Origin of the sequence: Nocardioides dubius (assembly GCF_039528155.1) — a bacterium.
GTDB lineage: Bacteria > Actinomycetota > Actinomycetes > Propionibacteriales > Nocardioidaceae > Nocardioides > Nocardioides dubius.
The window spans coordinates 299,972-312,264 of sequence record NZ_BAAALG010000001.1 but is presented as its reverse complement, the minus strand read 5'-3'; the positions used below and the strand labels follow the sequence as shown (position 1 = coordinate 312,264).

12 protein-coding genes are annotated in these 12,293 nt (G+C 74.0%); 7 read left to right on the top strand and 5 right to left on the bottom strand.

Going from position 1 to position 12,293, the window contains the following annotated elements:
* A partial coding sequence (locus ABD151_RS01385; RefSeq protein WP_343990560.1) for a TIGR03089 family protein occupies positions 1 to 522 on the bottom strand: 522 nt, incomplete at its 3' end.
* A gap of 53 nt (positions 523 to 575) precedes the next feature.
* Between ABD151_RS01385 and ABD151_RS01380 the strand changes: the two genes are divergently transcribed.
* Entirely contained in the window at positions 576 to 1,649 is a 1,074-nt protein-coding gene (locus ABD151_RS01380; RefSeq protein WP_343990558.1) for a nucleotidyltransferase family protein, read from the top strand.
* Between the two features lie 78 nt (positions 1,650 to 1,727).
* Here the strand turns inward: ABD151_RS01380 and ABD151_RS01375 are convergent, their stop codons facing one another.
* The 3 genes from ABD151_RS01375 to cofD are packed head-to-tail and all read right to left on the bottom strand — an operon-like array spanning position 1,728 to position 4,522.
* Positions 1,728 to 2,510 carry a DUF3105 domain-containing protein gene (locus tag ABD151_RS01375; RefSeq protein ID WP_343990556.1) on the bottom strand — a complete coding sequence of 261 codons (783 nt, stop codon included), beginning with the start codon at positions 2,508 to 2,510 and terminating at the stop codon, positions 1,728 to 1,730.
* A 45-nt stretch (positions 2,511 to 2,555) separates the two neighbouring features.
* Positions 2,556 to 3,515 carry a coenzyme F420-0:L-glutamate ligase gene (locus ABD151_RS01370; RefSeq protein WP_343990554.1) on the bottom strand — a complete coding sequence of 320 codons (960 nt, stop codon included), beginning with the start codon at positions 3,513 to 3,515 and terminating at the stop codon, positions 2,556 to 2,558.
* Entirely contained in the window at positions 3,512 to 4,522 is a 1,011-nt protein-coding gene (cofD, locus tag ABD151_RS01365; protein ID WP_343990552.1) for a 2-phospho-L-lactate transferase, read from the bottom strand. The genes ABD151_RS01370 and cofD overlap by 4 nt, the downstream gene beginning before the upstream one ends.
* Before the next feature lie 201 nt (positions 4,523 to 4,723).
* Here cofD and ABD151_RS01360 point away from each other — a divergent pair, with 201 nt between their 5' ends.
* From ABD151_RS01360 to ABD151_RS01350, 3 genes are read left to right on the top strand one after another with little or no spacing between them, the layout of a single operon-like run.
* The gene (locus ABD151_RS01360) at positions 4,724 to 4,981 is read left to right on the top strand and encodes a WhiB family transcriptional regulator (RefSeq protein ID WP_343990550.1); all 258 of its coding nucleotides are present in this window, start codon (positions 4,724 to 4,726) and stop codon (positions 4,979 to 4,981) included.
* 34 nt (positions 4,982 to 5,015) lie between these two features.
* Positions 5,016 to 7,814 (top strand): glycosyltransferase, encoded by a 2,799-nt coding sequence (locus tag ABD151_RS01355; RefSeq protein ID WP_343990548.1) that lies wholly within the window; start codon positions 5,016 to 5,018, stop codon positions 7,812 to 7,814.
* Positions 7,811 to 9,208: a DUF5719 family protein gene (locus ABD151_RS01350; RefSeq protein ID WP_343990546.1), complete on the top strand. Its 1,398-nt coding sequence runs from the start codon at positions 7,811 to 7,813 to the stop codon at positions 9,206 to 9,208. Before ABD151_RS01355 ends, ABD151_RS01350 begins: the two co-directional genes overlap by 4 nt.
* Before the next feature lie 5 nt (positions 9,209 to 9,213).
* Here ABD151_RS01350 and ABD151_RS01345 read toward each other — a convergent pair whose 3' ends face one another.
* Complete coding sequence (locus tag ABD151_RS01345; RefSeq protein WP_343990544.1) at positions 9,214 to 9,450, bottom strand: helix-turn-helix domain-containing protein; 237 nt, start codon at positions 9,448 to 9,450, stop codon at positions 9,214 to 9,216.
* A 100-nt stretch (positions 9,451 to 9,550) separates the two neighbouring features.
* Between ABD151_RS01345 and ABD151_RS01340 the strand changes: the two genes are divergently transcribed.
* The 3 genes from ABD151_RS01340 to ABD151_RS01330 all read left to right on the top strand — a co-directional run.
* Entirely contained in the window at positions 9,551 to 10,189 is a 639-nt protein-coding gene (locus ABD151_RS01340; RefSeq protein ID WP_343990542.1) for an SAF domain-containing protein, read from the top strand.
* A 3-nt stretch (positions 10,190 to 10,192) separates the two neighbouring features.
* Positions 10,193 to 11,395, top strand: coding sequence for a CpaE/TadZ family protein (locus tag ABD151_RS01335; RefSeq protein WP_343990540.1), 1,203 nt, complete (start codon positions 10,193 to 10,195; stop codon positions 11,393 to 11,395).
* A 42-nt stretch (positions 11,396 to 11,437) separates the two neighbouring features.
* Positions 11,438 to 12,293, top strand: an 856-nt coding sequence (locus tag ABD151_RS01330; RefSeq protein ID WP_486348043.1) for an SGNH/GDSL hydrolase family protein, incomplete at its 3' end; no start/stop codon positions are given.

Genomic DNA, 12,293 nt, shown 5'->3' with positions numbered 1-12,293 from the left:
GGCGGCGGGCGTCACCAATTCCTGCTGGGTCACGCCCGGCAGCGCGAGATCCTCGGGCGCCGGCGGGTCATAGGGCGTGAAGGCGTCGGGTTGGCTCCACACCTCCACCCCGAAGTCGCTGACGCCGTCGGGCAGCGGCTCGGCGAAGCGCACCCCCAGGGGGCGCAGGGCGCACGCCAGGATCCGGCGTCCGGCCCGGTGGTGCGCGTCCAGCGCGTCCGGGCCGCAGACCACCAGGTCGGCCTGGTCGGCCTCGGGGCTGAGCACCAGGCCCAGGTTCCACGCCGCGCCCAGGAAGACGGGGGAGAGCCAGTGCGTGGGCAGGTCCACGTGCAGGGCGTCGCCGCGCTCCAGGTCGAACTCCTCGCTCAGCAGGCTGGAGGTCTTGGCGACCCAGTTGGCCCAGGTGGTCACCGAGAGCTCCACCCGCTCGCCGGTGGCGTCGTCGTAGAAGGTGACCAGCGGACGGCCGGCGTCGCGACGCAGCAGGGAGGCGATCAGATCGGGGAAGGTGCGCAGCATGGGCTCAGCCTAGTGAGCGTGCGTGGGCCCTCCTGCCACTAGGCTCTGCGGCTATGACCCAGGCACCTGCTCCCGTTGAGGCCGTGATCGTGGCCGGTGGCTTCGGCACCCGGCTGCTCCCGCTCACCGCCCGCCGTCCCAAGCACCTGCTCGACGTCGGCGGGGTGCCCTTCCTGGAGCACCAGATCGCCCGGCTGGCAGCGGCCGGCGTCCAGCACGTCGTGCTGGCGACGTCGTACCACGCGGACATGTTCGAGCCGGTGCTCGGCGACGGGTCGCGCTGGGGGATCCGGCTCAGCTACGTGCTGGAGGAGGTGCCGCTGGGCACCGGCGGCGCGATCCGCAACGTCGCCGGCGCACTCTCGCCGGACCCCGAGGGCGCCGTGGTGATCCTCAACGGCGACGTGCTCTCCGGACACGACCTGGCCGGGCAGCTGGCCGACTTCGCGACGCCGCGCGACGGGCGCGCGGTCGACGTCTCGCTGCATCTGGTCGAGGTCGCCGACGCCCGTGCCTTCGGTTGCGTGCCGACCGACGCCGCTGGCCGGGTGCTCGACTTCGTGGAGAAGTCCGAGAACCCGGTGACCCGCCAGATCAACGCCGGCTGCTACATCTTCCGGCGGCGGGTGATCGACACGATCCCCACCGGTCGCGAGGTCTCGGTGGAGCGGGAGACGTTCCCGGGACTGGTCGCCGACGGCAGTCTGGTGGTCGGCTTCGTAGACTCCGCCTACTGGCGCGACGTCGGCACCCCGCAGGCCCTGGTCGACGCCTCGGTCGACGTGGTGCTCGGGGTGGCACCCACCCCGGCCGTGGCGGCGGCGCCGGACGGCGCCCGGATCGCGGTCGACGCCCAGGTGGCGCCCGAGGCCGAGGTGAGCGGCGGCAGCGTGGTGATGGCCGGTGCGGTGATCGAGGCCGGTGCCAGCGTGCTCGGCAGCGTGGTGATGACCGGTGCGGTGATCGCGGCGGACGCGATCGTGCGTGGCTCCGTGGTCGGCCCGCAGGCGCGGGTGGGCAAGGCCGCCCGGGTCACCGGTGCCACGCTCGGCGACGAGGCGGTGATCGGCGACGGTGCCGAGGTGGCCGAAGGCGAGCGGATCGACGTCGGCGAGCACCGCGGCTGAGCCGCAGAAGGCCCGTAGCGCAAGCGATCCCCGAGAGTCCAGGACTCTCGGGGATCGCTGTCGTTCGACCGGGTTCGATCAGCCGCCGGAGGGCTCCGGGGAGTCGAGGTACGGGTACTCGATCATGAAGTCGTTGAGCGCGGCGCCCGAGACGGTGCCGCAGAACTGCCAGGCGCCGACCTGCTTCTCGACGTCGCTGACGTCGACGTCCTCGCCGCCCTTGGACCAGTGGGTGAAGGCGACCTTCATGTCCGAGGTGTCGATCTCGTTGCCCTCGGCGTCCTTCCACGGGTTCCCGCCGTCGAGCCACTCGCCGTCGGCGTCATCCCACTCGACCGCCTTGAACTTGGTGCGCATGTTGCTGTCGCCCTTGAGGCGGTCGGCGATCGCGCGGAGGTCGTCGTACTCCTCGCTGTTGCGCTCGATGTTGCGGAACCACAGGATCGTGTAGCCGTGCTCGAGGTTGTGCACCAGGCGCTCGGTGTCCGGACGGTCGTCCTTGGTGTACAGCTTGCGACCCATCGGGTCCCAGGTGTCCTCGTGCTTGCCGAAGGCCGGCGGAGCCTCGGGGTAGTCGACCTCGACGTCGGCGCCGACGTGCTCCTGGTTGCCGGTGGCCTTCTTGGTGATGATCGGGCTGCAGGTGTCGGCCTTGGCGCCGATGTCGCCGATCTCCAGGTCGTTGTACTGACGCAGGTCCCACCAGTCCTTGATCGGACGGAAGGCGGCGAGGCCGACAATCAGCACGGCGATGGCGACACAGGCGCCGACGATGATCAGGCCCTGACGCTTGTCGGCTCGCTTCTGCTGGTTGCGCAGCTGGTCAGCGACCTCGCGTCGGGTCTTCTTTTGGTTGGCCACGGCTCAGGCTTCTCTCACGGGTGTCGAGCGGTACGGGGGCAGAGTCTACGGAACAACTGGTCGGAACAGGACCGTGCCACCCACGACAGCGTCGAGCTCGCCGTGCCAGGCGTAGGCGTGGCCCAGGGCGGCCAACGCCGCAGCCGGGGGCATGCTGCCCTCGGCCGGGACCCAACGTACCTGCTCAGGCAACACCTCGACGGTGCCTGCGCCGATCTCCTGCAGGGCGGCTGCCAGGTCCTCGGCCGGTGCGGGCGCGCCGAAGGCGACGGCCTGGGTCCCGGTCAGGGCGGCGACGACGGCAGCGCGGGCGCCGAGGCCGAACAGGTCCTCGCCGTCGGGCCGGTTCAGCACGCCCGCCCCGGTGCCGTGCGCGCCGGCGTCCAGGACCAGGTCGGCGCGGCCGCGGATCACCACGAAGGGCCGTCCGCCGAGCTTGCCGCTGGCGAGCTCGGCGGCACCGGCCAGCTCGTCGGCGACCGCGGGCGCGGTGACCGCGAGCGGGTTGCCGTAGGCGTCCTCGCGGCCCGCGAACTCCTCCTGCACCAGCAGGCCGGCAGCGCCGATCGCGATGTCGGTCTGCCCGGTGCGCCAGGCCCGGCCGGCGGTGTCGGTGATCAGCACCGCCACGTTGACGCCGGCGCGCTCCGCGATCTGCTCGCGGATCGTCCGGGCGGTGCCGTCGGGGTCCAGCGGCAGCAACAGGTGCTCGCCCGCGGCCACGTTGGAGGCGTCGATGCCGGCCGCGGCCATGGTCAGGCCGAGCCGGTTGCGGACGATGGTGGTGGGGCCGCGTCGGGCCACCACCCGCTGCGTCTCGGCGGCCAGCGCCTCCTCGCGCGGCCCGGTGCCGCGCCGGCCCTCGGCCTTGCTGACCACCTTGCTGGTGATCGCCAGCACGTCTCCGTCGGCGAGCTCGCAGTGGCGCAGCGCGAGCGCTGCCAGGTCGGCGCCCTCGACGACCTCGCCGACGCCGCCGGGTGCGGTCAGGTACAGGGCGTTCACGAGACCAGCTCGATCGCCGCCCGGGCCATCGCCGCGGTGGCGTCGGGCGACGTCATCATCAGCGGCACAGCGGCGGCCGCGATCCCGGCCTGCTCCAGCACCGGCACCGCTGCGGCGTCCGCACTGTCGACCAGCCAGCCGTCGAGCACGCCACCACGGCTGCGTGCGCCGTAGTGCCGGCCCACCCCGGCCGCGCTGACCTCGACGCCGATCGAGGTGAGCATCTGCTCGGCCATCCCGTGCACATGGTGGTCGCCGACGATCGGGGAGAGGCCGACCACCGGGCCGGTCCGCTCGAGCAACGCCTCGCGGATGCCGGGCACGCCGAGGATGGTGCCGACCGAGACCACCGGGTTGGACGGCGGCACGATCACCAGGTCGGCGCCGGTCAGCGCCTCGGTGACGCCGGGGGCAGGTCTGGACTGGTCCAGACCGACGAAGACCAGCTGCTCGGCGGGGACCGAGGCGCGCATCCGCACCCAGTACTCCTGGAAGTGGATCACCCGCTTGCCGGACGGCTCGGCGTCGTCGGCGATGGCGACGTGGGTCTCGACCCGGTCGTCGGTCATCGGCAGCAGCCGCAGCCGGTCGCCGAAGCGCGGCTCGAGCCAGCGCTTGCAGAGTGCGGCGGTGACCTGGGAGAGCGGGAATCCGGCCTCGACCATCTGGGTGCGCACCAGGTGGGTGGCCAGGTCGCGGTCGCCCAGGCCGAACCAGGTGGGCTCGACGCCATAGGCGGCCAGCTCCTCCTTGACGCTCCAGGTCTCCGCGCGCCGTCCCCAGCCGCGCTCCGGGTCGATGCCCTCGCCGAGGGTGTACATCACGGTGTCGAGGTCGGGGGAGACCTTCAGGCCGTGCAGCCAGATGTCGTCGGCGGTGTTGGCGACCACCGTGACCTGGGTCTGCTCGGTGGTGCCGGGGAGCTGTCCCGTGGCGATGCCCTGCAGGAGGCCGGTCAGGAAGCGGGCTCCGCCCACGCCGCCGGACAAGACGGTGATCGATCGCATAGCACTACCTTGCCTGATCGCGCACGCTCGTTGCCCAACAGGGGGCCATACCAGATCTGGGCTTGACTTCGGGGGTATGACAGGCATGTAATTTCATCCACGTCGTTTCGGAGGATGACTGACCGCACCTGGGAAGTCAGCCGAGATGGCCGCCGGACCCGGAACCGCCGGGTACGGGATCAGGGTCGAAAGGGGAGTGTCGTGCGTGAGCTGTTCCTCCTCGATGGGGACGACGCCGAAGAGTCCGGGTGGCAGGAGCGTGCACTGTGCGCTCAGACCGACCCGGAGGCCTTCTTTCCGGAGAAGGGTGGATCCACCAGGGAGGCCAAGAAGGTCTGCCAGACGTGTGAGGTCCGGCAAGACTGTCTGGAAGCCGCACTCATGAACGATGAGCGTTTCGGAATCTGGGGCGGTCTGTCGGAACGAGAGCGTCGCAAGTTGAAGAAGCGGGCCGTCTGACGACGGTTCCGGCCAAAACGTAGGGTGGTCCGTCGTGACGGTGACAACCCTGCTGGTCAGCCATGATGGCGCGCGCTGGTTGCCGGCGGTGCTGGCTGGTCTGCGAGACCAGCAGCGCCCGCCGGACCAGAGCCTTGCCATCGACACCGGAAGCTCCGACGAGTCGACCGCGCTCCTCGTCGATGCTCTGGGCCTCGATCACGTCCGCCAGGTCCGGGGCGGATTCCCGCAGGCGGTGCGCCAGGTCCTGAGCGAGATCGACACCGAGTGGGTGTGGATCCTGCACGACGACGCCGCCCCCGCACCGGGTGCGCTGGCCGAGCTGCTGCGGGTCGCCGAGCAGCAGCGTGCCGACGTGGTCGGCGCCAAGCTGCGCGAATGGCCCGACCTCAAGCGGCTGCTCGAGGTCGGCGTCACCATCTCCGCCAGTGCTCGCCGCGAGACCGGCCTGGAGCGCGGCGAGTACGACCAGGGCCAGCACGACGCGGTGCGCGAGGTGCTGGCGGTCAACACCGCCGGCATGCTGGTGCGCCGCACCCTGCTGGAGCGTCTGGACGGCTTCGACGACGAGCTGCCGGTCTTCGCCGCCGACCTCGACTTCGGCTGGCGCGCCGCGCGGGTCGGCGCGCGCACCGTGATCGCGCCCGATGCCATCGTCTTCCACGCCGAGGCCTCCCACCGCGACCTGCGCGACGGCGGACGCACCGCGCACCGGCGCGAGCGCGAGGCCCTGATGTACACGGTGCTGGCGAACAGTCGCGGCCCCAACGGCGCCTGGCGTTGGCTGCGGCTGCTGAGCGGCTCGCTGGTGCGTGCACTCGGCCTGCTGCTGGCCCGCGCCCCACGCGCCGCCGCCGACGAGCTGGCCGCGATCGCCGCCGTCCACGGTCGCCCCGGCCGGCTGCGCCGCGCCCGCGCGGCGCGGCGCGACCTCGGCGACGGCAAGGTCGCGCTGGCCCCCTGGTGGCTGCCCCTGCGGCACGGCCTCGACTTCGTCTCCGACGTCACCTCGGCGGCGCTGGCCCAGGGCCGCGACCTCGGCGAGCGCCGGCGCGGCGTGGCCGACGACGTCGACGACGAGGACGGGCCCGGCGACGACTCCGGGCTGCTGGTGCGCCTGCTGACCAGCCCGCTGGCGCTCAGCGTGCTCGCGGTGCTGGTGGCGATGCTGGTCGCTGCCCGGGTCGCCTTCGGCTCGCTGGAGGGCGGCGCGCTGTCGCCGGCGCCCGGCACCGCGGGCTACTGGTGGGACCTGCTGACCAGTGGCTGGCACCCGTTGGCGCAGGGCACCGACGCTCCCGCGCCCTCCTATCTGATCCCGTTCGCCCTGCTGGGCTCGCTGCTGCTCGACAGCGCCAGCGCTGCGGTCTCCGCGCTCTTCGTGCTCGGCGTTCCGCTGGCCGGCTGGGGTGCGTGGCGCTTCGCGCGCCGGGTGGCGGTGCTGAGCTCCGGCCGGACGCCGTCGGCGTGGCTGGTCGGCTGGGCCGCGCTGGCCTGGGCGATGGTCCCGGTGGCCTCCGGCGCCTGGGGCCAGGGGCGGTTCGGCGTCCGGGCCGCCGCGGTGCTGCTGCCCTGGCTGGCCGGCGCCAGCCTCGGCTTCCTCGACGGCGAGCCGGACCGGCGCCGCCGGGCGGGCTGGCGCACCGGCCTGCTGCTGGCCGCCGTCACCGCGTTCAGCCCCGGAGCCTGGGTGCTCGCCGTCGTGGTGGTGCTCGCGGTGCTGGTGATCCTGCGGGTGATCGCGCCGTCGCTGGCACGCACCCGCTCGGTGTGGGGCCCCCTGCTGGTCGTGCTGGTGGTGCCGCCGGTGCTCCTGCTGCCCGGCACCCTGGGCATGCTCGGCCACGACATCGGCGGCCTGCTCCTGGAGGCCGGTCGCTCGATGCCCGGCCCCGACGGCTGGGACCTGCTGACCGGGCGGCTGCCCGGCCCGAGCGCCCCGCTGTGGATCGGCGCGCTGCTGGTGCTGGCCGGCGTCGCTGCGCTGGTCCCCGCCGCGAGCCGCCTCGCCGTCGTCGCCTGTTGGGCGGTGGTCGCGACCACCGCGATCCTGGCCGCCGCGTTGAGTCGCCTCGAGGTGGACCTGCCCTCGGGCGCCACCGGTCCCGGCCTGAGCTTCGGACTGCTGATGATCCACGGAGCGCTGATCACCGCGATCCTGATCGCGGTGCAGGCGCTCGGCTCCCGGGCGGCCCCGGTCACTGCTGCCCGGCGCAGCGCCGCTCGACTGACCCCGCAGCGGGCACTGGGCGCTGCGGGCGCCGTGCTGCTGGCGCTGGTGCCGCTCGGCGGCCTCGGTTGGTGGCTGGTCGCCGGCGACGACCTGTTGCAGCGCCCGGCCTCGTCGCCTGTGCCGGCCTACATGACCCAGGCCGGCGACGAGGATCCGGACCGTGGCGTGCTGGTGGTCACCGGCACCATCGAGACCGGCTTGGACTGGTCGGTGCGCCGAGGCGAGGGCCCGTTCCTCGGCGAGGACGAGATTCTCGCCCTGACCGACGTCGACGCCGGCCTCGCCGACGACGTCACCACGCTGCTGACCACTCCCGACGACGCGGTCACCGTGGCGCTGCCCGGCCGGGGCATCGAGCACGTGGTGCTGCCGGCGCCGGCCGACCCGGCGCTGATCGGCCTGCTGGACGGCACCAGCGGCCTGAGTCGCGCCAGCACGTCGGACCGGGCGACTCCGGCCTGGCAGTTCGAGACCCCGGTCGCCGACGGGGCGGTCTCCGGTGAGAGCCCCTGGTGGTTCGGCTGGGTGCTGACGTTGCAGGTGATCGCCCTGCTCGCGGTGATCGTGTTGTGCGGTCCGACCCGGAGGGAGCAGCGATGAGTGGCACTGGCGGACGGCGGGCCGCGCCCCGAGCCAGCCGGCGACGTCGCCCCTCGCCGCTGATCCTGCTCGGCGCCGGCATGGTCGGCGTCTCGGTGCTGGCCCTGGCCCTGCAGGCGACGCCCGCCACCGAGCCTGCCGACGGCGACCGGGCTCCGCAGACGGTGGCTCTCTCGACTCTCGACCTGGCCTGTCCCGCAGGCCCGGGCGCGGTACGGGTGGCCCGGCTCGGAGAGCCGACGGACGCCGAGGGCGAGGTGAGCCTGCGCGTCGGCGACGCCGAGGAGCCGACCCCGCTGGAGCTGGCCGCCGGCGCGAGCGCCAGCGAGAGCAGCGACAGTGCGGTCGCGGTGCGGGGCTCCGGTCAGGCCGCGGTCGGCCTGGTTGCGGCGCGCGAGGTCACCTCCTCGGACGTGGCCGCGGTGGAGTGCCTCAGCCCCAGCGGCGAGCAGTGGTTCGTCGGTGCCGGTGCCGGTGGCCTGCGCACCTCCGAGCTGACCCTGAGCAACCCGGACCCGCGGCCCGCGGTGGCCGACCTCGAGGTCTTCTCCGCCGACGGCCCGGTCTCCTCCGCGCTGGTGCGTGGGGTGAGCGTCGAGGGTCGCGGCAGCACCCGGCTCGACCTGTCCGAGGTGGTCCCCGAGCGCGGCGAGATCGCGTTCCGGGTGGTCCCGCGGCAGGGCCGGCTGGTGCCCTCGGTGCGCGACACCCTCGACGCCGGCAAGGCCCAGCAGCGCGACTGGCTGCCGGCGACCGCGGCACCTGCCGAGGTGCTGCAGCTGCCCGCGATGCCGGGACGTGCGGACTCCAGCGTGCTGGTGCTGGTCAACCCCGGCACGGACGCCGGCCGGGCGCGGGTGACGATCACCGGCGCCGAGAGCGAGGCGGTGCCGGTGGGCCTGAGCGAGATCGCGGTGCCGGCCGGTGCCGTGGTCACCGTCGACCTGACCAAGCGGATCGCCGACCTGGTCAAGGCCGGCGAGTCCACGGTGACCGTGCGGGGCACGGTGCCGTTGGCCGGGTCCCTGCGTGCCGAGGTCGACGGCGACCTGGTGCACCTGGCGGCGGTCGCGCCGATCGCCGGTGCCACCGGGCGCGGCGCGTCGGGGCAGGTGGTGCCGGACGCCGAGCGCCGGCTGCTGGTGCTCAGCGCCACCGAGCGCTCCGCCCCGGTCACGGTGCACTTCGTCGGCGGCGAGGCGTGGGAGGGGCGGCTGCGCCCCGAGCAGAGCACCCGGGTGCCGGTGCCGAAGGGCGCCACCGCGCTCTGGGTGGAGACCAGCGCCGAGCACGTCGGCGCGATCCGCGCAGCCGGCGGCAAGGGCACCGCCTGGCTGCCGCTGCGGGCGCTTCCCAGCGAGCGCCTGGTGGCCGACGTCCAGCCTGCTCGGTAGCCGCGCTACTCGGGGACGTCGGCCTCGTTGTAGGGGTGCTCGGCGACGAAGGTGCGCGCCTCGTCGTACATCCGCTCGATGTACTCCTCCAGGCGTGCCGACTCGACCCGCCACTGCCCGCGGCCGCCGATCTTGATCGCCGGCAGGTCGCCGCGGCGGACCAGGGCGTAGACCTGGGCCGACGAGGTGTTGAGCACCTCGGCAACGTCGGCGAGGGTCAGGAAGCGGGGCGTGTCCTGCATGGGCCCACTGTGCCATCGCCGCCCGAGCGGCGCCGCGCGGACCCGCGGAAACTGTGGAGAACCGGATGACGGATCGCCGCCGCGCGCTCATCATGGCCAGATGAGCACGCAGAGTCCGATGCCCGAGCCGCCGGCCGCCGTCCGATTCTCACGCCGCGGCTGGCGCGACCCACGCCTGGTGATCGGGCTCGTGCTGGTGGCCGCCTCGGTCCTGCTCGGCGCCCGGATGCTGGCCGAGGCGGATGACACCGTCGAGGTGTGGACCGCCGCCCACGATCTGCAGGCCGGCCAGACGCTGAGCGGCGAGGACCTGGTCGCCACCCGGGTCCGCTTCGCCGACGCCGACCGGCTCGGGCTCTACCTCCCGGTGGCCGACGGCGTCCCCGAGGGCGTGCTGCGCGCGCCCGCCGCCTCGGGCGCGCTGCTGCCGCGGGCCGCGCTCGGTGCGGATGCGGTCGAGCAGACAGAGGTCGCGGTCTGGGCACCGGCGATCGCGGTGCCGCCGAGCGTGGGGCCGGGGGCGCGGGTGGACGTCTGGGTCACCGGCGAGGGCGCGCGCGACGCCGAGGCGGTGCTGCGCGGGGTCCGGGTGGTGGCCGCACCCGGAGCCGACGCCACGCTCGCGGCGAGCACCGAGCGGCAGGTGGTTCTCGCACTCGGCCCGGATGACGCCGCCCAGGTCGGCACCGTGCTGGCTGCCGCCCAGGCCGGTCAGGTCGCGATCACCCGGGCCGGCTGAGCGATGGGCCCGGCACGTGGCGTGCTGCTGCTCGGCAACGGCGCGCCCTGGGAGGCGGAGGCGCTGGCGGCTCTGGACGGCGCGGCAGGGCTGGTGGTCCTCAAGCGCTGTCTCGACGTCGCCGACCTGCTGGCTGCGGCCGCCACCGGTCAGGCCCAGGTCGCCGTCCTCGGCGCGGGCGTCGGCCTGGACCAGGCGGGCTGGCAGCACCTCAGCGGGCACGGCGTCGCCGTGGTCGTCGTCGAGGGCGATCAGCCCGGCGTCGCGGAGCGGTGGCGCCACGCCGGTGCCACCGTGGTGTCCGCCGGCGCGGCCGGGCTGGTGGCCGCGGTCCGGGAGGCGTCGAGCACCCCGGGAGCGCCGGGCGCCGAGGTGCCGTCGGCTGCCAACGACGCGCCGCGGCGCAGCGCAGGACGCGGACGGCTGACCGTGGTCTGGGGCCCGGCGGGCGCACCGGGGCGGACCACCGTGGCGTTGGGCCTGGCCGCGGAGGCCGCGCGTCGTGGGGCCGATCCGCTGCTGCTCGACCTCGATCCGTGGGGCGGCACCGTCGCCCAGCACCTCGGACTGGTGGAGGAGGTCTCCGGGCTGCTCGCCTGCAACCGCGCCGGCACGGCGCTGGCGAGCAGGTTCGTGAGCCATCAGCGCCGGGCGGCCGGGCTGCGGGTGATCACCGGACTGCCGCGGGCCGAGCGCTGGGGGGAGCTGCGCCCGGGGCTGGTCGAGGAGCTGCTCGGGTTGGGCCGGCTCAGTGGCCCGGTGGTGGTCGACACGGGGTTCTGCCTGGAGGAGGACCCGGGCGCCGCCTACCTGGGCCGCCCGGAGCGCAACGCGCTCACCCTGGACGCGCTCGGTGCCGCCGACGAGGTGGTGGCGGTGGGCAGCTGCGACCCGGTCGGGTTGGGCCGCCTGGTACGCGGGCTCGCCGATCTGCGCGAGCGCACCGCGGCACCGGTCCGGGTGGTGGTCAACCGGATGCGGCGCTCGCTGGGCTGGGGCGAGGCCGAGGTCGCCACCATGCTGGCCGGCTATCTGCAGCCCGGGAGCCTGCACTTCCTGCCCGAGGACCGCGACGCCTGCGACCGGGCGCTGGTGCACGGTCGCACCCTGGTCGAGCTGGGGGAGAGCCCCCTGAGCAAGGCGATGGCGCGCCTCGCCGATGCCGTGATCGGCGAACAGGCGCCGGTGGTTGCCCGTAGGTTGTAACTCGTTCCAGATGTGGTCTCGGGAGTCGGGGAGAGTCGGACAGTGAGCAAGCAGAGCATCGGGCGGCGTCGTGCGCCCAGGCGCCGGGGCCGGGCCCTGGCGGCGTTGGTGGCAGGGGCGGCGATGACCGCGACGGCGCTGGTCGCGGTGGCCGGACCGGCGGGCTCGGAGCCCGCCGAGCGCTCCACACCGCGGGACACCCGCCCACTCGACGTCGTCGTCCTCGGCGACTCCTACTCGGCCGGCAACGCGGCCGGGCCGGCGTCGCGGCGCTACGGGCCGTCGGGCTGCGTGCGCAGCAAGGACGTCTGGTCCGAGCGCTATGCCACCCTGCTCCGGGCCCGGGGGATGACGGTGCGGGTCGCCAACCACGCCTGCAGCGGTGGTGTCGCGGCCGACCTGGTCAGCCCCCGGGCGATGGACGACCCGGCCACCGGCAGCTACACGGTGCCGAGCAGCGACTCCGACGCGGGCGCCGCGAAGCGACTGCGCGCCGGCGATCCTTGCAACACCGGCGCCTTCCCCCGCGAGGAGTTCTGGCGCTACACGGTGACCAAGCGTGAGGGCACCACGCTCTCCTACACCTGTCAGCGCTTCCTGCGTCCGCAGACCGACTTCGTCACGCCGGACACCGACCTGGTCCTCTTCACCATGGGCGGCAACGACGCCGGCTTCACCAACATCGTCATGCAGTGCTTCTTGTGGAAGTCGCCCGACAGCTGCCGCGGCGCCATCGACGGCGCCCGCGCCAAGCTGCCGGCGATCCGGGCCAAGATCGCCACCGGGATCGCCCGGATGCGGGCCAACGGGCTGCGCCGGGACGCGCGGGTGGTGCAGATGGGCTACCCGCACCTGCAGACCGACACCGGCTACACCGTCGGCCTCCTCACCGGCAGCT